Origin of the sequence: Pseudomonas sp. B7, from assembly GCF_016735645.1 — a bacterium.
In the GTDB taxonomy this organism is placed as follows: Bacteria; Pseudomonadota; Gammaproteobacteria; order Pseudomonadales; family Pseudomonadaceae; genus Aquipseudomonas; species Aquipseudomonas glycinae.
In genome coordinates this window covers 1-24,933 of record NZ_JAERRE010000004.1, presented here as the reverse complement: position 1 = coordinate 24,933, position 24,933 = coordinate 1, and the positions used below count along the sequence as shown (strand labels likewise).

Here is a 24,933-nt window from a genome sequence, read left to right as displayed (position 1 = left end):
AGGGTGACGCCGTCATTTAAAAGATTTGCGGAGTACGTCATGGCCATCGCCGTTCCCCTGAACGAGGGCAACAGCCCCACCTTGAAGCAGCGGCTCAAGCACGCCGAGCGGGTCAACCGCTGGAAGGCCCAGGCGCTGATCGCGCCGCTGGTGCTGTTTCTGTTGCTGGTGTTCCTGGTGCCGATCGTGGCGCTGCTCTATAAAAGCGTCGGCAACCCGGAAGTGGTCAGCGGCATGCCGCGCACCGTGACTGCGATTGCCGCGTGGGACGGCCGAGGCCTGCCCGCAGAACCGGTCTATAAAGCCGCCAGCGAAGACCTCGCCGAAGCGCGGAAAAACCAGACCCTGGGCGATCTGTCCAAGCGCCTGAACATGGAGTTGGCCGGCTATCGCAGCCTGCTGACCAAAACCGCCCGCTCGCTGCCATTCGCCAGTGAACCGGCCTCTTATAAAGAAGCGCTGGAAGGCCTCGACGAGCGTTGGGGCGATCCGGCCTACTGGCAAGCGGTGAAGCGCAACACCAGCAGCATCACCCCGTTCTATCTGCTGGCAGCGGTGGATCATCGCATCGACGACCTCGGCGAAATTGCCCCGGCGACCCCGGATCAGGCGATCTACCTCGACATCTTCGCCCGGACCTTCTGGATGGGCCTGATCATCACCGTGATCTGCCTGGTGCTGGCGTATCCGCTGGCTTACCTGCTGGCCAACCTGCCGTCGCGTCAAAGCAACCTGCTGATGATTCTGGTGCTGCTGCCGTTCTGGACGTCGATCCTGGTGCGGGTCGCCGCGTGGATCGTGTTGCTGCAATCCGGCGGATTGATCAACAGCGCGTTGATGGCGATGGGCATCATCGATAAACCGCTGGAGCTGGTGTTCAACCGCACCGGGGTCTACATCTCGATGGTGCACATCCTGTTGCCGTTCATGATCCTGCCGATCTACAGCGTGATGAAAGGCATCTCGCCAACCTACATGCGTGCCGCGATTTCCCTCGGCTGCCATCCGTTCGCCAGTTTCTGGCGGGTGTACTTCCCGCAGACCTACGCCGGTGTCGGCGCCGGTTGCCTGTTGGTGTTCATCCTCGCCATCGGCTACTACATCACCCCGGCGCTGCTCGGCAGCCCGAACGATCAGATGGTCAGCTACTTCGTCGCGTTCTACACCAACACCAGCATCAACTGGGGCATGGCGACCGCGCTCGGCGGGCTGTTGCTGCTGGCGACCGTGGTGCTTTATCTGATCTACAGCTGGCTGGTGGGCGCCAGTCGCCTGCGCCTGAGCTAAGGGGAATTTGAAATGCTGAGTCCTTATATGTCGCCCGTCGAGCGGGTGTGGTTCTACAGCTTGCGGATCCTCTGCGGCTTGATCCTGTTGTTCCTGATCCTGCCGGTGCTGGTGATCGTGCCGCTGTCGTTCAACTCGGGCAGTTTCCTGGTGTACCCGCTGCAAGGTTTCTCGCTGCACTGGTATCAGGACTTCTTCGCTTCGGCGGAATGGATGCGCTCGCTGAAGAACAGCATCATCGTCGCCCCGGCCGCGACCGTGCTGGCAATGGTGTTCGGCACGCTGGCGGCCATCGGCCTGACCCGTGGCGACTTCCCCGGCAAACCGCTGGTGATGGCGCTGGTGATTTCGCCGATGGTGGTGCCGGTGGTGATCATCGGTGTGGCCAGTTACCTGTTCTTCGCGCCGCTGGGCCTGGGCAACAGTTTCTTTTCGCTGATCGTGGTGCACGCGGTGCTGGGTGTGCCGTTCGTGATCATCACGGTGTCGGCGACCCTGCAGGGGTTCAATCACAACCTGGTGCGGGCGGCCGCCAGCCTTGGCGCCTCGCCACTGACCACTTTCCGTCGGGTGACCTTGCCGCTGATTGCGCCGGGGGTGATTTCCGGTGCGCTGTTTGCCTTTGCAACCTCGTTCGATGAAGTGGTGGTGACGCTGTTTCTTGCAGGTCCCGAGCAGGCGACGTTGCCTCGGCAGATGTTCAGCGGGATTCGCGAGAACCTGAGCCCGACGATTGCGGCGGCTGCGACTCTGCTGATTGCCTTCTCGGTGATTCTGTTGCTGACGCTGGAGTGGTTGCGTGGGCGGAGTGAGAAGCTGCGCACCGCTCAGGTCTGACAACTGCACAATCCGGGTTGTCTGCCATTCATGCGCTGAATGACAGACAACCCGATTTCCCCAGCTACGCTTGTGCTCAGCTCCCACATCTATAAGAGGCTGCGCACGATGAGTCTTTCCTCGTTCAAGATCGCTCACAAACTGATCACCGGCGCCGGGGCCATCGAGCAACTGGCGGCCGAACTCACGCGGCTGGACATCGATAACCCGCTGATCGTTACCGATGCCGCGCTGGTCAAGTCCGGCACGGTGGAGCTGGCGCTGGCGCAGATCGGCGAGCGCGAGTACGAAATCTTCGACCGGGTATTGCCGGATCCGGAAATCGCCATCGTCGAGGATTGCATGCGCGTCTACCGCGAAGGCGGGCATGACGGTCTGATTGGCCTCGGTGGCGGCAGTGCCATCGACATCGCCAAGAGCGTCGCGGCGTACGCCGGCTATCACGGTGCGCTGGAAGATCTGTTCGGCGTCGATCAGGTGCCGCGCAAAGGCCCACCGTTGATTGCGATCCCGACCACTGCCGGCACCGGTTCTGAAGTGACCAACGTCGCCATCCTTTCGGACAAGGTCGCCCAACTGAAGAAAGGCATCGTCAGCGATTACCTGTTGCCGGACGTGGCGCTGGTCAGTCCGCAGATGACCCTGACCTGCCCGCGCAGTGTCACCGCCGCCAGTGGCGTCGATGCGCTGGTGCATGCCATCGAATCCTATCTGTCACTGAATGCCTCGCCGATCACCGATTCGCTGGCCATCGGCGCGATCAAGTTGATCGCCCGGTCATTGCCCAAGGCCTACGCCAACCCGTCCAACCTGCAGGCCCGGGAAGACATGGCCACCGCCAGCCTGATGGCCGGCATGGCGTTCGGCAATGCCGGGGTCGGCGCGGTGCATGCGCTGGCGTATCCGCTGGGCGGGCGATTCAACATTGCTCACGGCGTCAGCAATGCGTTGCTGCTGCCGTATGTCATGACCTGGAACAAGATGGCCTGCGTCGAGCGGATGCAGGATATTGCCGAAGCCATGGGAGTGAAGACCGCTCATCTGAGTCTCAATGCAGCCGCCGATAGCGCCGTCGCGGCGATGACCGAACTGTGCGCGGCGGTGGAAATTCCACTGGGGCTGCGCAGCTTCGGCGTGCCCGAAGAGGCGATCCCGGCCATGGCCGTGGAGGCCGCCGGCATCGAGCGCCTGATGCGCAACAATCCGCGCAAGCTCAGCGCCGCCGACATCGAGAAGATCTACCGGGCGGCGTATTGAGAACCTGCCGGTCATCGGTCATGGCACAACCCAATCATCGCGGTCACGGTGCGCGCGCGGAAACTTGAGGTATACAATGCGCGCCATCGTGATTTAGCTCAGAAAAGGTGCGTCATGCAGCCCTTCGTTATTGCTCCGTCGATTCTCTCCGCCGACTTCGCCCGCCTGGGCGAGGAAGTGGACAATGTTCTGGCCGCCGGTGCCGACTTCGTCCACTTCGATGTCATGGACAACCACTACGTGCCGAACCTGACCATCGGCCCGATGGTCTGCGCCGCGCTGCGCAAGTACGGCGTGACCGCGCCGATCGACGCGCACCTGATGGTCAGCCCGGTGGATCGCATCGTCGGCGACTTCATTGAAGCCGGCGCCACCTACATCACCTTCCACCCGGAAGCCACGCTGCACGTCGATCGTTCGCTGCAACTGATCCGTGAAGGCGGCTGCAAATCCGGCCTGGTGTTCAACCCGGCGACCCCGCTGGATGTGCTCAAGTACGTGATCGACAAGGTCGACATGGTCTTGCTGATGAGCGTCAACCCGGGCTTCGGCGGGCAGAAATTCATCCCCGGCACCCTCGACAAGCTGCGTGAAGCCCGCGCGATCATCGATGCCTCGGGCCGTGACATCCGCCTGGAAATCGACGGCGGCGTCAACGTCAACAACATCCGCGAAATCGCTGCCGCTGGCGCCGATACCTTCGTGGCCGGTTCGGCGATCTTCAATGCGCCGAACTATCAGGAAGTCATCGACAAGATGCGTTCCGAACTGGCGCTGGCTCGCCCATGAGCGGTTTTGAGCAGCTGTTCCCGGGGCAACTGCCGCGGTTGGTGATGTTCGATCTGGATGGCACGCTGATCGATTCGGTACCCGACCTGGCGGCGGCGGTGGATAACATGCTGCTCTCCCTCGGGCGCAAGCCTGCCGGTATCGAGTCGGTGCGCGAGTGGGTCGGCAACGGTGCGCCGGTGCTGGTGCGCCGTGCGTTGGCCGGTGGCATCGATCATTCCGCCGTGGATGACGTCGAAGCCGAGCATGCGCTGGAGGTTTTCATGGAGGCCTACGGCGCCAGCCATGAGCTGACCGTGGTCTATCCCGGCGTGCGCGACACCCTGAAATGGCTGCACAAGCAGGGCGTGGCCATGGCGCTGATCACCAACAAGCCGGAGCGCTTCGTCGCGCCGCTGCTGGATCAGATGAAGATCGGCCGCTACTTCAAGTGGATCATCGGCGGCGATACCCTGCCGCAGAAGAAGCCCGATCCGGCGGCGCTGTTCTTCGTCATGAAGATGTCCGGGATTCCAGCCTCGCAATCGCTGTTCGTCGGCGATTCGCGCAGCGACGTGCTGGCGGCGAAAGCGGCGGGGGTCAAATGTGTCGGGCTGAGTTATGGCTACAACCATGGCCGACCGATTGCCGAGGAATCCCCGGCGCTGGTGATCGACGATCTGCGCAAGCTAATTCCCGGTTGCCTGGATACGGCCGCTGAGATAACGTTGCCCGACGCTGCTCAATCCCCTTCTGGAAACGCCATCGTGGTGGTCACCCGCAAACTCTGGATGAAAGTCATCAAGGCCCTGGCCCGCTGGCGTTGGCGCGCCTGACTTGTTCCTGGCCGGCTTGCCGGCGCGTTTGCACACCTGACTGATTTGCACCTCACACCACGAGGCACCTTATGATCCGCGAAGAATTCCTGCGTCTGGCCGCTGACGGCTACAACCGCATCCCGCTGGCCTGCGAAACCCTGGCCGACTTCGACACGCCGCTGTCGATCTACCTGAAACTGGCCGACCAGCCCAACTCCTACCTGCTCGAATCGGTGCAGGGCGGCGAGAAATGGGGTCGTTACTCGATCATCGGCCTGCCGTGCCGCACCGTGCTGCGGGTTCACGATCATCACGTGAGCATCACCGTCGATGGCGTCGAAACCGAAAGCCACGACGTCGAAGATCCGCTGGCCTTCGTCGAAACCTTCAAGGCCCGCTACAACGTGCCGACCATCGCCGGCCTGCCGCGCTTCAACGGCGGTCTGGTGGGTTACTTCGGTTACGACTGTGTGCGTTATGTAGAGAAGCGCCTCGGCAAATGCCCGAATCCGGATCCGCTGGGCGTGCCGGACATTCTGCTGATGGTCTCCGATGCGGTGGTGGTGTTCGACAACCTCGCCGGCAAGATGCACGCGATTGTGCTGGCCGATCCGGCGCAGGCCGATGCGTACGAACAGGGCCAGGCGCAATTGCAGCAACTGCTGGAAAAACTGCGTCAGCCGATCACCCCGCGCCGTGGCCTGGATTTCAGAAAGCAGCAGGCGGCCGAGCCGGTGTTCCGCTCCAGTTTTACCCAGGACGACTACGAAAAAGCCGTCGACACCATCAAGGAATACATCCTCGCCGGTGACTGCATGCAGGTCGTGCCGTCCCAGCGCATGTCGATCGACTTCAAGGCGGCGCCGATCGATCTGTACCGCGCGCTGCGTTGCTTCAACCCGACGCCGTACATGTACTTCTTCAACTTCGGCGACTTCCACGTCGTCGGCAGTTCGCCGGAAGTGCTGGTGCGGGTCGAAGACAACCTGATCACCGTGCGCCCGATTGCCGGCACCCGTCCTCGCGGGGCCACCGAAGAAGCGGACGTGGCGCTGGAAGAAGACCTGCTGTCCGACGACAAGGAGATCGCCGAGCACCTGATGCTGATCGACCTCGGTCGCAACGACACCGGGCGCGTATCGGAAATCGGCTCGGTGAAACTTACCGAGAAAATGGTCATCGAGCGTTATTCCAACGTGATGCACATCGTGTCCAACGTCACCGGCCAGTTGAAGGCCGGGCTGACGGCGATGGACGCACTGCGGGCGATCCTGCCGGCGGGCACCTTGTCCGGCGCGCCGAAGATCCGCGCGATGGAAATCATCGACGAGCTGGAGCCGGTCAAGCGTGGTGTGTACGGCGGCGCGGTCGGATACTTCGCCTGGAACGGCAACATGGACACCGCGATTGCGATCCGTACCGCCGTGATCAAGAACGGCGAGTTGCATGTGCAGGCCGGTGGCGGCATCGTCGCCGATTCGGTGCCGGCGCTGGAGTGGGAAGAAACCATCAACAAGCGCCGGGCGATGTTCCGCGCTGTTGCGCTGGCCGAGCAAACCCCGGACTGAGTCATTGATGATTCAGCCTAAAAAAATGCGGCGCCTGTGAAGGCGCCGCATTTTTTTTGCCTGCGAATCAGAAGTCGAGCGCTACGCCGACGTTGATCCCTTGCTGGGTGAAGTCGTCATCCTTGCGGATGTCGTAGCTGGCACGTAATGCCAGATCCTTGGTGAGGTTGTGGCTCACGCCCAGGTTCAGGCGGTTCAGGTTGGTCTGAGGGGTATAGCCGGCCAGGGTGTAGCGGTTGTTCGGCAGGCTGTTGAGGTTCATCGTCACATTCTGGGTGTCGTCGTTGTACTCACGTTCGTGGGCCAGTTCGCCGAACACCTGGGTCTGCGAGGTGATCTGGTACTTGCCCTGGATCCCGAGGCCCAGGCGCCGGGAGATGCGCGACTGGTCATCGAACGTCAGCGCGGTGGAGTCGGCGCCGTTTTCCGAGTAACCATCGACTTCAACCTTGGCGAAATCGGCGCTGACGAACGGCGACAGGTGCCATGGGCTGCTTGCCTCTGGCGCAATGTCGTAACCCACGCGTCCACTGAAGGCCAGAACATAGCCGTCGGTATCGCCTTTCTCGCCGCGTTCGTTGACCCCCAGCTGGAATTTGCGTTTGAGGCTGTCGTAATCCAGATGTCCGGCGGTCACGGCGGCGTCACCCCACCAGCGGTTCTGCTGGTACTGGGCGAACGCGGTGCCCAGATAAGTGTTCAGTTTGTAGTCCGAGTCGTTGTCGCCGGCCTCGAGCTTCTGATTGTAGAAACCGGCCGCCACGCCCACGCGCCAGGCGTCGTTGAGACGGTAGCTGCCGCCGATGTTCAGGTTGTAACCGTTACCGTCGGCGCTGGCGCCGCTGCGCTGGCTGTCGAAGTCCTGATGCTGGCCACCACCGGCAACAATCGCCCGCCATTGGCCAACGGCCTGCCAGTTTTCCCAATCCGCCAGCCACTGGTTGCGCAGTTCATCCTGATGCGAGCGCAAGGTGCCCTGGGCCATTTGCGGAAGCAGAGTCGCTTCCCATGGCGCGGCCAGCAGCGAGTAAGCGTAATCGGCAATCAGGCGTTGCCCGGCTTCGGTCGGGTGGACGGCGTCGTTGTAGATCAGCTTGGTCGGATCCGGGGTGGCGCTGTTGATGCCATACCGGGCGTTCTCGGTGCAGCCGCTGCCGCTGAAGCAGGTGCCGACCAGATTCTGGTCGGTCGCCAGACCGAATTGCGCCGGATTGGCGAACGCCTCTTTGAGCAGAACCGGGACGTTCAGCGGAATCACGTTGGCATTGACGCTCTGCAACTGGCTGACCAGTTCGGTGTTGAACTGGGTGCTGAGTTGCGAGGTGAAGGCCTGCAGCGGCGAGCCGTTGATGGCCGGGGTCAGGCCGATGTCCGGCAACAGCCAGACCATGATGTAGCGGGCGCCGACACCTTGCAGTGTGCGAACGCTGTCGACCAGTCGATCGGCGGCGGCATTCGCCTGAGGCAGGCTGGTGACGCGGCCCTGAAGGAAGTCGTTGCCGCCCCCGGTCAGGTAATACAAGGCATTCGGGTCAGCACGGAAACCGTTCGACGGCAGATAACCGGCGCGGGTGCGTTCGCCGGTGGCGGACTGGCTGGTGATCGAGTCGAGAATCTGGTCGGTGCGGTAGCCGCCGACAGCCCAGTTGTTACCATCCGGCTGGCCTTGGCCGGCACGTACTGCTGAGGACGAGGAGGCGGTTTGATCCGGTGTGAAGCCGAGTCGGCCACCGAGCAGTTGCGTCGAGTTCAGCGAGCGGAGTTCACCGCTGCCGTCCAAATACACCGGACCGGTGCGGTTGGTGTAGCGCTGTGTGGCGCCGGCCGGGCCGCCGCTGTCGGTGAAAGTCCCCGCATCGCTCAGGCTGTCGCCGAAGACCACGAAATTCGAATAAGGATTGGGTGCGGCGTTCGCCTGGGCGCAGGCCATCGCGAGCAGGCATCCGGCGAGCGGTACAAACAACGTCTGTTTGATCATGAGCAAGTCCGTTTATTTATTGTTGTAGTGAACGAAACGACAGTACCAAAAACTTCCGGCGCTTTGCCATCGGTCGTCAAGCCTCCCATTGTTTTATCCCCCACGGCCCCGGCCATATTGCGCGCTCCGCCCAGCTAAGTTACTGTGCCGAAACGTATGAACGAGACCTTCCCCGTGTTGATCACCAGCAAACTTCTGGATCAAGTCATCAAGGCACACGCCCGCTGGCGTTGGCGCGCCTGAATCTTTTCTGCCGGCCCCGCCGGATCTGTATCGCTTTGCCTTCCTTGCCCGTTTGAAATGCCGCTGTGCCGATGCGACCTGCGCGTCCGGCAGTGTGCAGCGCCCTGGCAAGTCATCCGAAGGCTGTCTTCAAGTCAGAATTCAAGAGGTTCGAAACGCCATGTTGCTGATGATCGACAACTACGACTCCTTTACTTACAACGTTGTGCAATACCTCGGCGAGCTGGGTGCCGAGGTCAAGGTGGTGCGCAACGACGAACTGACCATTGCCGAAATCGAAGCGCTCAACCCGGAGCGGATCGTCGTATCCCCGGGCCCGTGCACACCGACCGAAGCCGGCATCTCCATCGAAGCCATCAAGCATTTTGCCGGCAAGCTGCCGATCCTCGGTGTCTGCCTCGGCCATCAGTCCATCGGCCAGGCTTTTGGCGGCGATGTCGTTCGCGCCCGTCAAGTGATGCACGGTAAGACTAGCCCGGTATTCCACGAGGACAAGGGCGTGTTTGCCGGTCTGAATCGCCCGCTGACCGTCACCCGCTATCATTCCCTGATCGTTAAACACGAAACGTTGCCCGATTGCCTGGAGCTGACGGCGTGGACCCAGCACGATGACGGTTCGGTCGACGAAATCATGGGCCTGCGTCACAAGACCCTGAACATCGAGGGCGTACAGTTCCACCCGGAATCGATCCTCACCGAACAGGGCCATGAACTGTTCGCCAACTTCCTCAAACAAACCGGCGGCACGCGCTAAGGACTTTCCATGAATATCAAGACAGCCCTGAGCCGTATCGTCGATCACCTCGACCTCAGCACCGATGAAATGCGCGACGTGATGCGCGAAATCATGACCGGCCAATGCACTGACGCGCAGATCGGCGCGTTCATGATGGCCATGCGCATGAAGAGCGAGAGCATCGACGAGATCGTCGGCGCCGTGTCGGTGATGCGCGAACTGGCGGACAAGGTCGAACTCAAGACCCTCGACCGCGTGGTCGATGTGGTCGGCACCGGCGGTGACGGGGCGAACATTTTCAACGTGTCGACCGCGTCTTCCTTCGTGGTCGCCGCGGCTGGCTGCACCGTGGCCAAACACGGTAACCGTGCAGTGTCGGGCAAGAGCGGCAGTGCCGACTTGCTGGAAGCCGCCGGCATCTACCTCAACCTGACCCCGGTTCAGGTGGCGCGCTGCATCGACAACGTCGGCATCGGCTTCATGTTTGCCCAGACTCACCACAAAGCCATGAAGTACGCCGCCGGCCCGCGTCGCGATCTCGGCCTGCGTACCCTGTTCAACATGCTCGGCCCGCTTACGAATCCGGCCGGTGTGAAACATCAGGTGGTGGGCGTGTTCACCCCGGCGCTGTGCCGGCCGTTGGCTGAAGTCTTGCAGCGTCTGGGCAGCAAGCATGTGCTGGTGGTGCATTCGAAGGACGGTCTGGACGAATTCAGTCTGGCGGCGCCGACTTTTGTCGCCGAGCTGAAGGACGATCAGATCACCGAATATTGGGTCGAGCCGGAAGATCTGGGCATGAAGAGCCAGAGCCTGCACGGTCTGTCGGTCGAAGGCCCGGAAGCCTCGCTGGCGCTGATCCGCGATGCACTCGGCAAGCGCAAGACCGAGAACGGTCAGAAGGCTGCCGAAATGATCGTGCTCAATGCCGGTGCGGCGCTGTACGCAGCCGACCTGGCGACAAGTCTGAAAGAGGGCGTGGCACTGGCCCACGACGCTCTGCACACCGGTCTTGCTCGGGAAAAACTCGAGGAGTTGGGTGCCTTTACCGCGGTATTCAAAGTGGAGAATGAGGGATGAGTGTACCGACGGTTCTGGAAAACATTCTGGCCCGCAAGTTTCAGGAAGTCGCCGAGCGTAGCGCCCGTGTGAGCCTGAGCGAGCTGGAAAGTCTGGCCAAGGCGGCCGATGCACCCCGTGGTTTTGCCCAGGCATTGCTGGCGCAGGCCAAGAAAAAACAACCGGCAGTGATCGCCGAAATCAAGAAGGCGTCGCCGAGCAAGGGCGTGATCCGCGAGAACTTCGTTCCTGCCGATATCGCCAAAAGCTACGAGAAGGGCGGGGCGACCTGCCTGTCGGTGCTGACCGACATCGACTACTTCCAGGGCGCCGATGCCTACCTGCAACAGGCCCGCGCTGCCTGCTCGCTGCCGGTGATCCGCAAAGACTTCATGATCGATCCGTACCAGATCGTTGAGGCCCGTGCCTTGGGCGCCGATTGCGTGCTGCTGATCGTCTCCGCACTGGATGACGTAAAAATGGCCGAGCTGGCGTCTGTGGCCAAAGACGTCGGCCTCGATGTGCTGGTGGAAGTGCACGACGGCGATGAGTTGGAGCGCGCGTTGAAAACCCTCGACACGCCGCTGGTCGGGGTCAACAACCGCAACCTGCACACCTTTGACGTCAGCCTGGAAACCACCCTCGACCTGCTGCCGCGCATTCCGCGCGATCGTCTGGTCATCACCGAGAGCGGGATCCTCAACCGTGCCGATGTCGAGCTGATGGAAATCAGCGACGTTTACGCGTTCCTGGTCGGCGAAGCGTTCATGCGCGCCGAAAACCCGGGCATCGAACTACAACGTCTGTTCTTCCCTGAGCGCGGCGTACCGGTGAGCGGTTCGACCCTCGACTGATCGAGTCTTCGCAGGCGCCCGTCCCCTGTGGGAGCGGGCTTGCCCGCGAAGGCGGCATAAGATTCACCTCAGACTCAACGTCCTATGGAAACCTTATGATCCCCACGTCCCTGACCATCGAAGCCGGTCTGCAAGCCGAACAGGATTTGCTGGCCTCGGTCTGCGCGGGTGATGCCGAATTCGGCTTGTTGTTCTGGCAGCCCAGCGACCGCGCCTTGGTCATGCCGCGCCGTTTGAATCGCTTGCCCGGATTCGATCACGCCTGCGAAGTCTCCGCTGCTGCCGGCTGGCCGGTACTGCTGCGTGAAACCGGCGGCGAACCTGTTCCGCAATCGGCGTCGACCATCAACATTGCACTGGTCTACGCACCGCCTCGCAGCGAAGGCGATCTGAACCGTATCGAAACCGGTTACCGGCGTCTGTGTGATCCGATCTGTGAGTTGCTGGATGAGTTGGGTGGCACTTCGTCGCTGGGGGAAATCGACGGTGCGTTCTGCGACGGTCGTTTTAACGTCAATCTCGACGGTCGCAAGATGGTCGGCACCGCCCAACGCTGGCGCCAGAGTCAGGGTGGTCAGCGTCCGGTGGGGTTGGTGCACGGGGCGATGCTGGTGGATGACGAACGTGAGTCGATGGTCGCGGCGGTCAACCGCTTCAACGAAGCGTGTGGCCTGGAGCAACGGGTTCGTGCCGCCAGCCACATCGCTCTGCATGAAAAATTCCCGGCGCCCCATGCGCTGGCGCGTCTTGATGAACTCTTCCGTTTGATGCTGGCGCAGATCTACGCCGGCTGAGTTTTGGCACTCAGCGAGTGCCGAAGACCACCATGGTCTTGCCTTTCACATCCACCAGGTTGCGTTCCTCAAGATCCTTGAGCACGCGACCGACCATCTCTCGCGAACAACCGACAATCCGGCCGATTTCCTGACGGGTCACTTTGATCTGCATGCCGTCCGGGTGAGTCATGGCGTCCGGTTGTTTGCACAGTTCCAGCAGGCAGCGAGCGACACGGCCGGTGACGTCGAAGAACGCCAGGTCGCCAACCTTGCGCGTGGTGTTGCGCAGGCGTTGTGCGATTTGTCCGCTGAGCACGTAAAGAATGTCTGGATCCTGCTGCGACAGTTCGCGGAACTTGGCGTAGCTGATTTCCGCGACTTCGCATTCAACCTTGGCCCGCACCCAGGCGCTGCGCTGCTGTTCCTGGCCGGCCTCTTCGAAAAGGCCCAGCTCGCCGAAGAAGTCCCCGGCATTCAGGTACGCGATGATCATCTCGCGGCCGTCGTCGTCCTCGATCAGGATCGTGACCGAACCGCGGATGATGAAGTACAGCGTGTCGGAGCGATCCCCGGCGCAGATGATGTTGCTCTTGGCCGCGTGACGCCGGCGCTGGCAATGCATCAGCAGCTTGTCGAGGTTTTTGATTTTGGGTGTGGGGGTAATACCAACCATGGTTGTATCCCGAAAAAACTGCACGGTTATATTTGGTTTTTATATGAGGCGCTGAGGCGGTTGCTACACAGTCTGGCAAAGGCGCCAGTGAATTGGCGCCAGCTTACCAGACACTTCGTCGAAATTTCGAGAAATCACCTACGTTAAAGGTGCATCCGTCCTAGGAACCTGCTCGCTGTCCGGGCAGGGCCCTGTGCTAAGCTGGCGACCCTTTTTTCTACAGTGGAGTCTTGGCGATGAAGGCACGCATCCAATGGGCTGGCGAAGCCATGTTCCTCGGCGAATCCGGCAGCGGTCATGTCGTGGTCATGGACGGTCCGCCGGACGCCGGTGGTCGTAACCTGGGTGTCCGCCCGATGGAAATGCTCCTGCTGGGCGTCGGCGGTTGCAGCAATTTCGACGTGGTCAGCATTTTGAAGAAGTCCCGTCAGGCCGTTGAAAGCTGCGAGGCGTTTCTGGAAGCCGAACGCGCGACTGAAGATCCGAAGGTATTCACCAAGATTCACATGCACTTCGTGGTCAAGGGCCGTGGCCTGAAAGAAGCTCAGGTCAAACGCGCCATCGAACTGTCTGCCGAGAAGTATTGCTCGGCCTCGATCATGCTCGGCGCCGCCGGTGTAGCGATCACCCACGACTATGAAATCGTCGAACTCGGCTGAGCCGACATTCAACTATCATAAAAGCAGTGCAGACTCTGGCGATCCCCCGCTGACGTCTGCATAATGCGCCACTTTTTTCAGGGCCGTGATCAGTCAACCGACGGGTCATCCGCCTGAACAGATAACCAAAATCGCCATCGCGAAGAGGTGTTAACCGTCCTACGCAGGTGCGTTGTTCGCACTTGACGGGCATGCTTGATCACGCGGCCGTGCCGCATACATAGAGAGTTTTTAACGGTGAAAAGCAAACTCAAGCTCCACGGGTTCAATAACCTGACAAAGACCTTGAGCTTCAACATCTATGACATCTGCTACGCGGAAACCCCGCAAGACCAGCAGGCTTACGTCGAGTACATCAATCAAGAGTACAACGCCGAACGCCTGACGCAGATCCTCACGGAAGTTGTCGAAATCATTGGTGCCAACATTCTGAACATTGCGAGTCAGAACTATGAGCCTCAGGGTGCCAGCGTCACGATTCTGATCTCGGAAGAGCCGGTGACCCCGACCGAAAGCCAGATCGAAGAGTCCCCGGGCCCGTTGCCCGAAATCATCCTGGCCCACCTCGACAAGAGCCACATCACGGTGCACACCTACCCGGAAATCCATCCGGACGCCGGTATTGCGACTTTCCGTGTGGACATCGACGTGTCGACCTGTGGTGTCATTTCACCGCTCAAAGCGCTCAACTTCCTCATTCACCAGTTCGATTCGGACATCGTGACCGTGGATTACCGTGTGCGCGGCTTCACCCGTGACGTTGAAGGCAACAAGCACTTCATCGACCACGAGATCAACTCGATCCAGAACTACCTCTCCGAAGACACCCGCGACGCGTACCAGATGACCGACGTGAACGTTTATCAGGAAAACCTGTTCCACACCAAGATGCTGCTGAAGAACTTCGAACTGGACAACTACCTGTTCGGCGATGCCACCAGCAACCTGTCTTCCGAGCAACGCGCTCAGGTGACCGAGCGTGTGAAACACGAAATGCTGGAAATCTTCTACGCGCGCAATATGCCGAGCTAAGAAATCCGGGCACAAAAAAAGGCGACTGCTTCGCGGCAGTCGCCTTTTTTATGGGCGTTTTTCAGATCCGGTAAGTGCTCTTGGTCATCACCTTGGCCAACAGACTCATGCCGAACTTCACCGGTGCCGGGAAGCGGAAACCGCCGGCCTCCAGTGCACTTTCCGCGTGATGTTCTTCATCGATACGCATCTGTTCCAGAATCGCCCGGGATTTTTCATCCTCGGCCGGCAGTTGTTCCAGATGTTCGTTCAGATGCTTGCAGACCTGATGCTCGGTGGCAGCGACAAACCCGAGGCTGACCTTGTCGCTGATCAACCCGGCGACTGCGCCGATCCCGAACGACATGCCGTAGAAAAGCGGATTGAGCACGCTGGTGTGGCTGCCCAACTGGTGAATGCGCTGCTCGCACCAGACCAGATGATCGATCTCTTCTTCGGCCGCATGTTCCATGGCCTCACGCACTTGCGGCAGCTTGGCGGTCAGCGCCTGGCCCTGATACAGCGCCTGGGCACAGACTTCGCCGGTATGGTTGATGCGCATCAGACCGGCGACGTGGCGGGTGTCTTCATCGCTCATCTGCACATCGGGCTGCACGATCGCCGGCGACGGACGGTACGGCTGGCCGCTGAAGGGCAGCAGGGTACGCATCGCAGCATCGGCTTGCAGCAGAAGACGATCAATGGGCGAATAGTGACGTTGGGTAGTCATGCTGACCTCCGGGAAGAATCTCGGCGGCCAGTTTAACCGAATCGGCCGGGGAAGGTTTGCGCTGGGTCATGTGGGAGCAGGGCGCTCCCACCGAGCCTGCAGTTCAATCAGCCCGGAGGCCAGTTCATCTGGCGTTGGCCGAGCACGTGCATGTGAATGTGGTAGACCGTCTGTCCGCCCATTTCATTGCAGTTCATCACCACCCGGAAGCCTTCCTCGCAACCCAGCTCCAGCGCCAGACGTTGGGCGGTGAACAGGATGTGCCCGGCCAGTGCCTTGTCGTCTTCGGTCAGGTCGTTGAGGGTGCGCACCGGCTTCTTCGGGATCACCAGAAAATGCACCGGTGCCTGTGGGGCGATGTCGTGGAACGCCAGAACCTGGTCGTCCTCGTAGATGATCTTCGCCGGGATTTCCCGGTTGATGATCTTGGTGAACAGAGTATCCACAGCTGTTTTCTCCGTTGTTTGGGCTGGCCTGAGTGTACTCATAGGGGGATAAGCCCGCCCAGTGTTTTGCCGTAGGGCTTTTCAGCGCGGGCAGTAAGCCTTGTTGACCATGCCGACAATCGTGCGATTGAGCCAGCGCGAACCGAGCCGAGGCAGAAAGGCGAACCAGCGGTTTCGGCGTCCGGGAATGATGATCGCGCGGTTTTTCTCCAGGGCGCGCACGGTATACAGCGCGACCTCCTCGGGGCTCATCAACAGTTTGCTGGCGTTGAGCTTGTCGTTGTTCAGTTGCGCGGTGCGAAAGAACGCGGTGCGGGTCGGGCCGGGGCAGAGCACCGACACCTTGACTGCACACTTCTTCAGTTCCACCCGCAGTGCTTCCGAGAAGTGCAACACGTACGCCTTGCTGGCGTAGTAGGTGCTCATCCAGGGCCCGGGGTTGAAGGCCGCCACCGACGCGACATTGAGAATCTGCCCGCCACCCTGCAACGCCATGCTGTTGCCGATGGCATGGCAGAGCCGGGTGAGGGCGAGGATGTTCACTTCGATCAGGTCCTGTTCGGTCATCCAGTCCTGGGCCAGGAACGGGCCGCAAGTACCGATGCCGGCACAGTTGACCAGCAGATCGATCTGCCGGTCGCCTTCTTCAAGCTCCAGCAGGAAACCGGACAGGCGCAGCGGCTCGCCGAGATCGCAGGCGCGGAACAGTACCTCCACACCGAAGCGCTGGGTCAGTTCAATCGCAATGCTTTCCAGCTGATCACGCTGGCGAGCCACCAGAATCAGGCTGCGGCCACGGCGTGCCAGGGCTTCGGCCATGGCCAGGCCGATGCCGCTGGAGGCGCCGGTGATCAGAGCGTAACGGGTCATGCAAATCTCCATCGCAACAGCGCCGCGCCGTGGACGCAGGTGTCACGGCGGGGAGCGTTGTTCATTCTTTCGCAGAGTCTACAGGGGTGAGAGCAGCTTCGGCTGCATCGTCTGCCGAATTCGCGGCGGGTTCGACTTCGACATCGATTTCATCGGTGGTCACCGAACCGCTCTCGTAGCTGCTTTCAAGGCTGCTTTCATATTCCTGCTGGATGGCAGTAATCCCGCCCAGCATGCCACCCACGAAAAACAGCCCGATAAACACGATCCACAGCGAGCACAGCACTTTGACTGCCGTGCTGTTCGGCGGAGGTGGTGGGCCATAGCGATTGGCGCCGGTATTGCCCGGCACGACCATGATCACCAGCGGGAAGAAACTGCCCACGAACGGCACCAGCGTCAGCAGCCAGAGCCATCCCGACCAGCCGATATCGTGCAAGCGCTGGATGCTGAACAGGATCCCGACAATCGCGAAGGCCAGAAACAGGAAGAAGGCGAGGAGACCGCCGATGATCAGGCCAGTGGTCGAGTCGGCGCTCACCAGGCCCAGGCCGATCAATGCGAACACGCTGACGATCGGCAGGGCGGCCAGGCTTAACACCATCGACCATGCCAGGTAACGCAAGCGGCCGATCCGGCCTTCGACGCTGAGCGGCTTGAGAGGCGCGAATGCCGGCAGGCTTTCACCGACGGCGGCGCGAGGGGGAGCATAAGGCGAGTCAGGCTCCGCGACGGCAGCGCTTTGCTCGTGGACATCCGACAGATTCAGCTCGATGGGCGTTTCCGCTTCGATCCGGGCATCGATCCCGGTCTTGCCCAGCGCTTGCAGATAGGTCTGCGCATCGCTGTGCGACAGGTCACGCTTGAGCGCGACGGTGCGGCCACTGAACAGGCGTTCGATGGCGGCGACATCGCTTTTGAACAGGTCGGCCAGGTTAAGCTTGGCCGTGGTGATATCGACGCCGGGCTGGAGCGCGCCGTCGAAAACGATCTTGTAACGGGGTTCGCTCATGGCCGAGGCATCCTTGTCGCGAGATAAAGTGAGTCTAAGGCCAGTCAAACAGCGACTGGCCTGGTTTCATTCAACGTGGCCAGCGTTTCGGCAGTTGCGCTGCGTGCTCCAGGGCCTGGCGGTATTCGGCATCGAGACGCGCCACCAGTTGATCCACGCTTGGCAGATCGTCGATCTGCCCGACGCCCTGACCTGCCGACCACACGGTTTTCCAGGCCTTGGCTTCGTCGTTGATCGGCTTGAGCTTGTCGCCGAAGTTCACTTCACCCTTGCCCTGCAGGGCTGCCATGTCGAAACCGGCGGCCTCCAGGCTTTGACGCATAAAACTGGCCGGAACACCGGACACGGCAGGAGTATGAATGATGTCGGCGGCTTTGGCAGTCAGCAGCATCTGCTTGTAGGCGTCAGGCGCATGACTTTCAGTGGTGCCGATAAATCGCGTGCCGAAGTAGGCCAGATCCGCGCCGAGCAGTTGTGCGGCGAGAATCTCATGCCCATGGTTCAAACATCCTGCAAGCAACAGGGTTTTGTCGAAGCACTCGCGGATCTCGGCGATCAGCGAGAACGGGCTCCAGGTCCCGGCGTGCCCACCGGCACCGGCCGCGACGGCGATCAAGCCATCGACACCGGCCTCGGCGGCTTTCTCGGCATGGCGGCGGGTCGTCACGTCGTGGAAGACCAGGCCGCCGTAGCTGTGCACGGCGTCTACCACTTCCTTCACGGCACCAAGACTGGTGATGACGATGGGGACTTTGTGTTCGACGCAGATGTTCAGGTCCGCCTCCAGACGTGGATTGCTCTTGTGAACAATCAGGTTCACGGCATAAGGCGCCGGGTTCTCCAGTGTCGCCAGTCCCGCTTCGATCTGCTCCAGCCATGCCTTGAATCCGCTGCTTTCGCGTTGGTTCAGCGCCGGGAAGCTGCCGACCACGCCGTTACGGCAGCACGCCAGCACCAGTTCAGGATTGGAGATCAGAAACATCGGTGCTGCCACTACGGGCAGGCGCAGACGTTGTTCGAGCAGAGCGGGCAGCGACATCGGAAGTACCCCGGAAAGTTGTATTTGTTGAAGTTAGAACGGCTTGACCACGACCAGAATTACGATAGCCAGCAATAGCAGAACCGGCACTTCATTGAACCAGCGATAAAAGACATGGCTGCGGGTGTTCTCGCCACGGGCAAAACGTTTTACCTGCGCGCCGCACATGTGGTGGTAGCCGATCAACAGCACGACCAGGGTCAGTTTGGCGTGGATCCAGCCACCGCTGCTGAAGATGCTCGGGTTCAGATAGATCAGCCAGCCACCGAAGATCAGCGCGGCGATCATTGCCGGGCCCATGATGCCGCGATAGAGCTTGCGCTCCATGATGCTGAAGCGTTCCTTGCTGATCGTGTCTTCACTTTGCGCGTGATAAACGAACAGTCGCGGAAGATAGAAGAGGCCGGCAAACCAGCACACGATGCTGACGATATGCAGCGCTTTGATCCACAGATAGAGCATTTTGGGTTATTCCCTGATTCACGGTAGGCCGGATAGTAGAGGCTTGAGCGTCCGCACGTCACCTTGGCGGTTGTCGCAGGCGCGCGCGGCCCCTATTATCGACGGCTTTCCAGTGGGTTCGTTGAGGGCAGGTTTATGGTCAAGGTCGGTATCGTCGGCGGCACGGGTTACACCGGTGTCGAACTGCTGCGTCTGTTGGCACAGCATCCGCAGGCAGAAGTGGTAGTGATCACTTCCCGATCCGAGGCCGGTCTGGCCGTGGCTGATATGTACCCGAACCTGCGCGGTCACTACGACGGTCTGGCATTCAGCGTGCCGGACATCAAGACCCTGGGCGCTTGCGACGTGGTGTTCTTCGCCACTCCGCACGGCGTTGCCCACGCACTGGCCGGCGAGTTGCTGGCGGCCGGCACCAAGGTCATCGACCTGTCGGCAGACTTCCGTCTGCAGGACGCTGATGAATGGGCCAAGTGGTACGGCCAGCCGCACGGTGCACCGGAGCTGCTGGACGAAGCGGTTTACGGCTTGCCGGAAGTCAATCGTGAGCAAATCAGGAAAGCGCGCCTGATCGCGGTGCCGGGTTGCTATCCGACCGCGACACAGCTGGGTTTCCTGCCGTTGCTTGAGGCAGGCATTGCCGACGCTTCCCACCTGATCGCCGACTGCAAGTCCGGTGTCAGCGGTGCCGGTCGTGGTGCTGCCGTAGGCTCGCTGTACTCCGAGACGTCGGAAAGCATGAAGGCCTATGCGGTGAAAGGTCACCGTCATCTGCCGGAAATTCGCCAGGGGCTGCGTCGTGCCGCAGGCAAGGATGTCGGTCTGACGTTCGTGCCACACCTGACGCCGATGATCCGTGGCATTCACTCCACGCTTTACGCGACCGTGGTGGACCGCTCGGTGGATCTGCAGGCGCTGTTCGAAAAGCGTTATGCCAATGAGCCGTTCGTCGACGTGATGCCGGCTGGTAGCCATCCAGAAACCCGTAGCGTGCGTGGCGCCAACGTCTGCCGCATCGCGGTTCACCGTCCACAGGATGGTGATCTGGTGGTGGTGCTGTCGGTGATCGACAACCTGGTCAAGGGCGCGTCGGGCCAGGCGGTGCAGAACATGAACATTCTGTTCGGGCTGGATGAGCGTTTGGGTCTGTCCCACGCCGGCATGCTGCCGTAACGACTGATCTTGCTTGGCAAAAAGGCCCGTTTGACGGGCCTTTTTGCATTCTGGTCGGTTGATCAGCTTTATTGATATACCGTAACAATAGTTGACCGATTTTCTAGGACAAGCGGATAATGCGCGTCATCACGCATTATGGCGGCGTAACGCCGGGAGATAGTCAGCATGAGCGTCGAATCCTTCACCCCCACGGCTTTGCAATTCACTCAAGGTGCCGCGCACAAGGTGAAGAGCCTGGTCGATGAAGAGGGGAATGATCGCTTGAAGCTGCGCGTATTCGTTACGGGCGGCGGTTGTTCAGGGTTTCAGTACGGCTTCACCTTCGATGAAGATGTGGCCGAGGACGACACCATCGTCGAGCGCGAAGGCGTCAGTCTGGTGGTCGATCCGATGAGCTTCCAGTACCTGGCAGGTGCCGAGGTGGATTATCAGGAAGGTCTGGAAGGTTCGCGTTTCGTGATCAAGAACCCGAATGCCACCACCACTTGTGGTTGCGGCTCCTCGTTCTCGATCTGATCGCGCTTCACCGTACACAACAAAACGCCGCAGAACCTCACGGTTCTGCGGCGTTTTGTTATCTGCGATTTGTCAGTTGGGGTAGATGGCGCCGAGTACGCGCAGGCCTTTGGCACCGGTGACACTCGGGCGATTGGCGGCAATGCCTTCCAGACAGCAGTGGGCCAGCCAGGCGAAGGCCATCGCCTCGACCCAGTCCGGATCGACGCCGTGGGTTGCGGTACTGGCGACTTTGGCGTTGGGCAGCAGGTCGGCCAAGCGCTTCATCAGTGTGACGTTGTGGGCGCCGCCCCCACAAACCAGGAGCTCTTCGGTATTCGATTGAGCGCTTTGCAGCGATTCGACGATGGTCAGCGCCGTCAGTTCGAGCAGTGTTGCCTGTACGTTTTCGGCTGCGAAACCTGGCAGGCACGACAGTTGCTGCTCCAGCCATGGCAGGTTGAAAACTTCGCGGCCGGTGCTCTTCGGGCCTTGGGTCACGAAAAACGGATCGCTGAGCAGGGCTTTCAGCAGGGTCGGTTCGACCTTGCCGCTGGCTGCCCACTGCCCGTTACGGTCGTAGTTCTCGCCCCGTTGCTGATGAATCCAGGCATCCATCAGCACATTCCCCGGCCCGCAGTCGAAACCGGCTACAGGCTTGTTCGGCTCGATCAGACTGAGATTGCTGAAACCGCCGACATTCAGGACCGCACGGTTACCGGTACGCTCTTCGAACAACGCTTCATGAAAGGCTGGCACCAAAGGAGCGCCCTGGCCGCCCGCGGCCACATCGCGGCTGCGGAAGTCGCTGACGACGGTGATACCGGTCAGTTCAGTGAGGAGGGCGGGGTTGCCGATCTGTACGGTGAAACCACGCGCCGGCTCATGGCGAATGGTCTGGCCGTGGCTGCCGATCGCGCGAATGGCTTCGGGCTTGAGCTGTTGTTGTTCGAGCAGGGTGTGGATCCCTTGCGCGGCGAGCTTTACCCAGTTTTGCTGGGCAATCGCCGAGCGGGCGATCTCGTCAGGGCCGCCGGCGCACAAGCCAAGCAGCTCGGCGCGCAGGGTGTCAGGCATAGGGATGTAGTGCGTGGCGACCAGATTGATCGCCGAGGACTGCTCGATCAGGGCGATGTCCAGCCCGTCGAGACTGGTGCCGGACATCACGCCGATATACAGAGCCATGGCTTAACGTTTGCTCGAAGCCAGCATGGTGGCTTTTTCCTGATCCATGCGCGCCATCAACGGCTGGCTCTGCGCCAGGAAGCGAGCGCGTTCGGATTTGGCGATCGGGTCGGCCATCGGCAGCTTCTGCCCCAATGGATCGACGTGAACGCCGTTGACCTGGAATTCATAGTGCAGGTGCGGGCCGGTGGACAGGCCGGTGGTGCCGATGTAACCGATCACCTGGCCTTGTTTGACGGTGCCGCCAGTCTTCACGCCCTTGGCGAAGCCCTGCATGTGGCCATACAGCGTGCGGTAAGTGTTGCCGTGCTGGATGATCACGGTGTTGCCGTAACCGCCGCGACGGCCGGCCAACAGCACTTTGCCGTCGCCGGCAGCCTTGATCGGCGTGCCACGTGGGGCGGCGTAATCGACGCCTTTGTGGGCGCGGATCTTGTTGAGGATCGGGTGTTTGCGGCCCATGGAGAATTTCGAGCTGATGCGGGCGAAGTCCACCGGTGTACGGATGAACGCCTTGCGCATGCTGTTGCCATCAGCAGTGTAGTAGCTGCTGTTGCCCTGTTTGTTGGTGTAACGCACGGCGGTGTAAGTCTTGCCGCGGTTGGTGAAGCGGGCTGACAGGATCGGGCCGTTGCCAACCGCTTTGCCATTCACCACTTTCTGTTCGTAGATCACATCGAATTCGTCGCCCTGGCGGATATCCTGGGCGAAGTCGACGTCGTAGCCAAAGACACTGGCCATGTCCATGGTCAGGCTGTGGGACAGGCCTGCGCGGGCGGCGGACTGCGACAGCGAGCTGTTGATCACGCCGTGTACATAGGCGGTGCGAACAGTCGGTTTGGCGGTAACGCGGTTGAACACATAACCCTTGTCGTTCTTGGTCAGGGTGATGGTTTCAACGTCGCTGACCTTGCTGTGCAGGTTGGTCAGCTGGCCTTGTGGGTTCAATTCGAATTCGAGTTTCTGGCCATGTTTGAGCTGGCTGAATTGCTTGGCCTGTTTATCGCTGGCCAGCACTTCATGGACGGCCGCGGCCGGCAGGCCGACTTTCTCGAACAGTGTAGAAAGCGTATCGCCCTTGGAGACGATCACTTCCCTGTGATTCGGGGCCTTCTTTTCTTCGACTACCGGTATCGGCGCCGGTGCGGCCTGAGCGGTTTCCTGCGTCTCTTCGGTGCTGTTTTCGATCTGCGCGAAAGGAGAGGCTACGGATTCGTTTGTGGCTTGAGCTGCGTCGGCAGCGTCTTGATCTTGTGTCAGTTGTTCAGCAGGACTTTCCAGTTCAAGGCTCAGCGTTGTCTTTTTGGCTTCAACATCACTGGATGGAAACACCAGGAGCGCCAGACTGAGAAGGGCGGCGATCCCACTTGCGGCGAGCAGGTGGGTCTTCGGGTAAAGCGGTGGCGCTTTAGACGGTTCAGTGGTCATAAGTAATTTGACTTTGAAAAAGATGAATTGGAAAAGATTAATGACATGATGAAGATGAAATAACTGTATAAAATATAACCAAATCATCTCTGAAGCAAGTCTGCGGGCGCTCTGTCCGTGGATTGGCGTCCGTGCGCCGGGCAAACCTTGTATTTGGTGCGCGATCTTGTATGGTTGGTTCCCTTTGAATCTGAGCCTTGCGGGTCTGTTATGAAGTCGGTTGAAGAGCAGCTAGCGCTGATTAAACGTGGTGCGGAAGAACTGTTGGTCGAGTCCGAGCTGATCGAAAAGCTCAAGCGTGGCCAGCCGCTGCGAATCAAGGCCGGCTTCGATCCAACTGCGCCGGATCTGCACCTTGGTCACACCGTGCTTATTAATAAGCTGCGCCAGTTCCAGGAACTGGGTCATCAGGTGATCTTCCTTATAGGTGACTTCACCGGAATGATCGGTGATCCGAGCGGCAAGAGCGCCACTCGCCCTCCGCTGACGCGTGAGCAGGTTCTGGAAAACGCCGAGACTTACAAGACTCAGGTGTTCAAGATTCTTGATCCGGCGAAAACCGAAGTTGCGTTCAACTCCACCTGGATGGATCAGATGGGGCCTGCGGACTTTATTCGTCTGACCTCGCAGTACACCGTTGCTCGTATGCTCGAGCGTGACGATTTCGATAAGCGCTATACCACCAATCAGCCAATCGCCATTCACGAATTCCTCTATCCGCTGGTTCAGGGTTATGACTCTGTAGCGTTGCGCGCTGACGTTGAGCTGGGTGGTACTGATCAGAAGTTCAATCTGCTGATGGGGCGTGAGCTGCAGCGTGGTTATGGCCAGGAAGCCCAGTGCATTCTGACGATGCCGCTGCTTGAGGGTTTGGATGGCGTGAAGAAGATGTCCAAATCGCTGGGCAACTACGTCGGTATCCAGGAAGCGCCAGGTGTCATGTATAGCAAGCTGGTTTCGATTCCCGATGCGTTGATGTGGCGCTACTTCGAGTTGCTCAGCTTCCGTTCGATGGATGAGATAAATGCTTTCCGTGCTGATGTTGAAGCGGGTGCTAACCCGCGTGATATCAAGATCAAGCTGGCCGAAGAGATTGTTGCGCGCTTCCATGGTGAAGAGGCCGCGGCCAATGCTCACCGTGGTGCGGGCAATCGTATGAAGGATGGCGAGTTGCCGGATGATCTGCCAGAGGTTGAGCTGACTGCTGCCGAGGATATGCCGATTGCTGCTGTCCTTAATAAGGCAGGTCTGGTGAAGAACTCGGCAGCTGCTCGTGATCTGCTGGCCTCCGGTGGTGTGCGTGTAGATGGTGAGGTGGTTGATCGCTCCTTTATATACGTACTGGGCGCGACTCACGTTTGTCAGGCCGGCAAGAAGGCTTTTGCACGGATTACGCTGAAATCTGAGTAAAGATGAAATAAGGGGTTGACGGCGAATTCCAGAGGTCTATAATTCGCCCCACTTCCGGCGCAGTCGAAACGGAAAACTCCTTGAGATTCAATGAGTTAAGTAGGTTTCGAAGCGGGTTGCTTCAGTTCATCGAAGACTGGAAGGAGTTGGAAATGCCGGTCT

At 60.2% G+C, this 24,933-nt stretch carries 25 protein-coding genes; 15 read left to right on the top strand and 10 right to left on the bottom strand.

What is annotated here, in order from left to right; all coding sequences use genetic code 11:
• The first annotated feature begins 39 nt into the window (after positions 1 to 39).
• The 6 genes from JKA62_RS11115 (at position 40) to trpE (ending at position 6,535) form a co-directional block, all read left to right on the top strand.
• The gene (locus JKA62_RS11115) at positions 40 to 1,287 is read left to right on the top strand and encodes an ABC transporter permease (RefSeq protein WP_011336199.1); all 1,248 of its coding nucleotides are present in this window, start codon (positions 40 to 42) and stop codon (positions 1,285 to 1,287) included.
• A 12-nt stretch (positions 1,288 to 1,299) separates the two neighbouring features.
• The gene (locus JKA62_RS11110) at positions 1,300 to 2,124 is read left to right on the top strand and encodes an ABC transporter permease (protein ID WP_011336198.1); all 825 of its coding nucleotides are present in this window, start codon (positions 1,300 to 1,302) and stop codon (positions 2,122 to 2,124) included.
• Between the two features lie 108 nt (positions 2,125 to 2,232).
• Positions 2,233 to 3,381 (top strand): iron-containing alcohol dehydrogenase, encoded by a 1,149-nt coding sequence (locus JKA62_RS11105; protein ID WP_201817803.1) that lies wholly within the window; start codon positions 2,233 to 2,235, stop codon positions 3,379 to 3,381.
• A 114-nt stretch (positions 3,382 to 3,495) separates the two neighbouring features.
• A complete protein-coding gene (gene rpe, locus JKA62_RS11100; protein ID WP_007918813.1) occupies positions 3,496 to 4,170 on the top strand; it encodes a ribulose-phosphate 3-epimerase in 675 nt (224 codons plus the stop codon).
• Complete coding sequence (locus JKA62_RS11095; protein ID WP_201817802.1) at positions 4,167 to 4,985, top strand: phosphoglycolate phosphatase; 819 nt, start codon at positions 4,167 to 4,169, stop codon at positions 4,983 to 4,985. Before rpe ends, JKA62_RS11095 begins: the two co-directional genes overlap by 4 nt.
• Positions 4,986 to 5,056: 71 nt before the next feature.
• A complete protein-coding gene (gene trpE / locus JKA62_RS11090) occupies positions 5,057 to 6,535 on the top strand; it encodes an anthranilate synthase component I (protein WP_201817800.1) in 1,479 nt (492 codons plus the stop codon).
• A gap of 67 nt (positions 6,536 to 6,602) precedes the next feature.
• Here trpE and estP read toward each other — a convergent pair whose 3' ends face one another.
• Positions 6,603 to 8,513, bottom strand: coding sequence for an esterase EstP (estP, locus tag JKA62_RS11085; RefSeq protein WP_201817799.1), 1,911 nt, complete (start codon positions 8,511 to 8,513; stop codon positions 6,603 to 6,605).
• 403 nt (positions 8,514 to 8,916) lie between these two features.
• Here estP and JKA62_RS11080 point away from each other — a divergent pair, with 403 nt between their 5' ends.
• The 4 genes from JKA62_RS11080 (at position 8,917) to JKA62_RS11065 (ending at position 12,196) form a co-directional block, all read left to right on the top strand.
• Entirely contained in the window at positions 8,917 to 9,510 is a 594-nt protein-coding gene (locus JKA62_RS11080; protein WP_007956309.1) for an aminodeoxychorismate/anthranilate synthase component II, read from the top strand.
• Positions 9,511 to 9,519: 9 nt separating this feature from the next.
• The gene (gene trpD, locus JKA62_RS11075) at positions 9,520 to 10,569 is read left to right on the top strand and encodes an anthranilate phosphoribosyltransferase (RefSeq protein ID WP_011336193.1); all 1,050 of its coding nucleotides are present in this window, start codon (positions 9,520 to 9,522) and stop codon (positions 10,567 to 10,569) included.
• On the top strand, positions 10,566 to 11,402 hold the full coding sequence (gene trpC / locus JKA62_RS11070; protein ID WP_201817798.1) for an indole-3-glycerol phosphate synthase TrpC: 837 nt from the start codon (positions 10,566 to 10,568) through the stop codon (positions 11,400 to 11,402). The genes trpD and trpC overlap by 4 nt, the downstream gene beginning before the upstream one ends.
• Positions 11,403 to 11,497: 95 nt before the next feature.
• A complete protein-coding gene (locus JKA62_RS11065) occupies positions 11,498 to 12,196 on the top strand; it encodes a lipoate--protein ligase family protein (RefSeq protein ID WP_011336191.1) in 699 nt (232 codons plus the stop codon).
• A gap of 10 nt (positions 12,197 to 12,206) precedes the next feature.
• Here the strand turns inward: JKA62_RS11065 and crp are convergent, their stop codons facing one another.
• Positions 12,207 to 12,851, bottom strand: a complete 645-nt coding sequence (gene crp / locus JKA62_RS11060) for a cAMP-activated global transcriptional regulator CRP (protein WP_011336190.1) — start codon at positions 12,849 to 12,851, stop codon at positions 12,207 to 12,209.
• Between the two features lie 236 nt (positions 12,852 to 13,087).
• Here crp and JKA62_RS11055 point away from each other — a divergent pair, with 236 nt between their 5' ends.
• Positions 13,088 to 13,510 carry an OsmC family protein gene (locus JKA62_RS11055; RefSeq protein WP_003228794.1) on the top strand — a complete coding sequence of 141 codons (423 nt, stop codon included), beginning with the start codon at positions 13,088 to 13,090 and terminating at the stop codon, positions 13,508 to 13,510.
• 237 nt (positions 13,511 to 13,747) lie between these two features.
• A complete protein-coding gene (gene speD / locus JKA62_RS11050; protein WP_007956315.1) occupies positions 13,748 to 14,542 on the top strand; it encodes an adenosylmethionine decarboxylase in 795 nt (264 codons plus the stop codon).
• Between the two features lie 61 nt (positions 14,543 to 14,603).
• Here the strand turns inward: speD and coq7 are convergent, their stop codons facing one another.
• From coq7 to hemJ, 6 genes are all read right to left on the bottom strand, one after another.
• Complete coding sequence (gene coq7 / locus JKA62_RS11045) at positions 14,604 to 15,251, bottom strand: 2-polyprenyl-3-methyl-6-methoxy-1,4-benzoquinone monooxygenase (RefSeq protein ID WP_007956317.1); 648 nt, start codon at positions 15,249 to 15,251, stop codon at positions 14,604 to 14,606.
• 107 nt (positions 15,252 to 15,358) lie between these two features.
• On the bottom strand, positions 15,359 to 15,697 hold the full coding sequence (locus tag JKA62_RS11040) for a histidine triad nucleotide-binding protein (RefSeq protein ID WP_007956318.1): 339 nt from the start codon (positions 15,695 to 15,697) through the stop codon (positions 15,359 to 15,361).
• Between the two features lie 81 nt (positions 15,698 to 15,778).
• Positions 15,779 to 16,567, bottom strand: coding sequence for an SDR family NAD(P)-dependent oxidoreductase (locus JKA62_RS11035; protein ID WP_007956321.1), 789 nt, complete (start codon positions 16,565 to 16,567; stop codon positions 15,779 to 15,781).
• 61 nt (positions 16,568 to 16,628) lie between these two features.
• Positions 16,629 to 17,579 carry a DUF805 domain-containing protein gene (locus tag JKA62_RS11030; RefSeq protein ID WP_011336186.1) on the bottom strand — a complete coding sequence of 317 codons (951 nt, stop codon included), beginning with the start codon at positions 17,577 to 17,579 and terminating at the stop codon, positions 16,629 to 16,631.
• A 70-nt stretch (positions 17,580 to 17,649) separates the two neighbouring features.
• Complete coding sequence (locus tag JKA62_RS11025) at positions 17,650 to 18,618, bottom strand: NAD(P)H-dependent flavin oxidoreductase (protein WP_011336185.1); 969 nt, start codon at positions 18,616 to 18,618, stop codon at positions 17,650 to 17,652.
• Positions 18,619 to 18,651: 33 nt separating this feature from the next.
• Entirely contained in the window at positions 18,652 to 19,080 is a 429-nt protein-coding gene (hemJ, locus tag JKA62_RS11020) for a protoporphyrinogen oxidase HemJ (RefSeq protein ID WP_011336184.1), read from the bottom strand.
• A gap of 135 nt (positions 19,081 to 19,215) precedes the next feature.
• Here hemJ and argC point away from each other — a divergent pair, with 135 nt between their 5' ends.
• Both argC and erpA read left to right on the top strand, forming a co-directional pair.
• A complete protein-coding gene (gene argC / locus JKA62_RS11015) occupies positions 19,216 to 20,250 on the top strand; it encodes an N-acetyl-gamma-glutamyl-phosphate reductase (RefSeq protein ID WP_011336183.1) in 1,035 nt (344 codons plus the stop codon).
• Between the two features lie 168 nt (positions 20,251 to 20,418).
• A complete protein-coding gene (gene erpA / locus JKA62_RS11010) occupies positions 20,419 to 20,769 on the top strand; it encodes an iron-sulfur cluster insertion protein ErpA (protein WP_003228776.1) in 351 nt (116 codons plus the stop codon).
• A gap of 72 nt (positions 20,770 to 20,841) precedes the next feature.
• Here the strand turns inward: erpA and JKA62_RS11005 are convergent, their stop codons facing one another.
• Both JKA62_RS11005 and JKA62_RS11000 read right to left on the bottom strand, forming a co-directional pair.
• Positions 20,842 to 21,933: an anhydro-N-acetylmuramic acid kinase gene (locus JKA62_RS11005; RefSeq protein ID WP_011336182.1), complete on the bottom strand. Its 1,092-nt coding sequence runs from the start codon at positions 21,931 to 21,933 to the stop codon at positions 20,842 to 20,844.
• Between the two features lie 3 nt (positions 21,934 to 21,936).
• Positions 21,937 to 23,361: a peptidoglycan DD-metalloendopeptidase family protein gene (locus JKA62_RS11000; protein ID WP_041475440.1), complete on the bottom strand. Its 1,425-nt coding sequence runs from the start codon at positions 23,359 to 23,361 to the stop codon at positions 21,937 to 21,939.
• 210 nt (positions 23,362 to 23,571) lie between these two features.
• Here JKA62_RS11000 and tyrS point away from each other — a divergent pair, with 210 nt between their 5' ends.
• Complete coding sequence (tyrS, locus tag JKA62_RS10995; RefSeq protein ID WP_011336180.1) at positions 23,572 to 24,771, top strand: tyrosine--tRNA ligase; 1,200 nt, start codon at positions 23,572 to 23,574, stop codon at positions 24,769 to 24,771.
• The last annotated feature ends 162 nt before the right edge of the window (positions 24,772 to 24,933 follow it).

Bases quoted from the DNA above. Each gene is read 5' to 3' on its own strand.
- JKA62_RS11115 (WP_011336199.1), top strand. From the start codon at position 40: ATGGCCATCGCCGTTCCCCTGAACGAGGGCAACAGCCCCACCTTGAAG.
- JKA62_RS11110 (WP_011336198.1), top strand. From the start codon at position 1,300: ATGCTGAGTCCTTATATGTCGCCCGTCGAGCGGGTGTGGTTCTACAGC.
- JKA62_RS11105 (WP_201817803.1), top strand. From the start codon at position 2,233: ATGAGTCTTTCCTCGTTCAAGATCGCTCACAAACTGATCACCGGCGCC.
- rpe (WP_007918813.1), top strand. From the start codon at position 3,496: ATGCAGCCCTTCGTTATTGCTCCGTCGATTCTCTCCGCCGACTTCGCC.
- JKA62_RS11095 (WP_201817802.1), top strand. From the start codon at position 4,167: ATGAGCGGTTTTGAGCAGCTGTTCCCGGGGCAACTGCCGCGGTTGGTG.
- trpE (WP_201817800.1), top strand. From the start codon at position 5,057: ATGATCCGCGAAGAATTCCTGCGTCTGGCCGCTGACGGCTACAACCGC.
- estP (WP_201817799.1), bottom strand. From the start codon at position 8,513: ATGATCAAACAGACGTTGTTTGTACCGCTCGCCGGATGCCTGCTCGCG.
- JKA62_RS11080 (WP_007956309.1), top strand. From the start codon at position 8,917: ATGTTGCTGATGATCGACAACTACGACTCCTTTACTTACAACGTTGTG.
- trpD (WP_011336193.1), top strand. From the start codon at position 9,520: ATGAATATCAAGACAGCCCTGAGCCGTATCGTCGATCACCTCGACCTC.
- trpC (WP_201817798.1), top strand. From the start codon at position 10,566: ATGAGTGTACCGACGGTTCTGGAAAACATTCTGGCCCGCAAGTTTCAG.
- JKA62_RS11065 (WP_011336191.1), top strand. From the start codon at position 11,498: ATGATCCCCACGTCCCTGACCATCGAAGCCGGTCTGCAAGCCGAACAG.
- crp (WP_011336190.1), bottom strand. From the start codon at position 12,851: ATGGTTGGTATTACCCCCACACCCAAAATCAAAAACCTCGACAAGCTG.
- JKA62_RS11055 (WP_003228794.1), top strand. From the start codon at position 13,088: ATGAAGGCACGCATCCAATGGGCTGGCGAAGCCATGTTCCTCGGCGAA.
- coq7 (WP_007956317.1), bottom strand. From the start codon at position 15,251: ATGACTACCCAACGTCACTATTCGCCCATTGATCGTCTTCTGCTGCAA.
- JKA62_RS11035 (WP_007956321.1), bottom strand. From the start codon at position 16,567: ATGACCCGTTACGCTCTGATCACCGGCGCCTCCAGCGGCATCGGCCTG.
- JKA62_RS11030 (WP_011336186.1), bottom strand. From the start codon at position 17,579: ATGAGCGAACCCCGTTACAAGATCGTTTTCGACGGCGCGCTCCAGCCC.
- JKA62_RS11025 (WP_011336185.1), bottom strand. From the start codon at position 18,618: ATGTCGCTGCCCGCTCTGCTCGAACAACGTCTGCGCCTGCCCGTAGTG.
- hemJ (WP_011336184.1), bottom strand. From the start codon at position 19,080: ATGCTCTATCTGTGGATCAAAGCGCTGCATATCGTCAGCATCGTGTGC.
- argC (WP_011336183.1), top strand. From the start codon at position 19,216: ATGGTCAAGGTCGGTATCGTCGGCGGCACGGGTTACACCGGTGTCGAA.
- erpA (WP_003228776.1), top strand. From the start codon at position 20,419: ATGAGCGTCGAATCCTTCACCCCCACGGCTTTGCAATTCACTCAAGGT.
- JKA62_RS11005 (WP_011336182.1), bottom strand. From the start codon at position 21,933: ATGGCTCTGTATATCGGCGTGATGTCCGGCACCAGTCTCGACGGGCTG.
- JKA62_RS11000 (WP_041475440.1), bottom strand. From the start codon at position 23,361: ATGACCACTGAACCGTCTAAAGCGCCACCGCTTTACCCGAAGACCCAC.
- tyrS (WP_011336180.1), top strand. From the start codon at position 23,572: ATGAAGTCGGTTGAAGAGCAGCTAGCGCTGATTAAACGTGGTGCGGAA.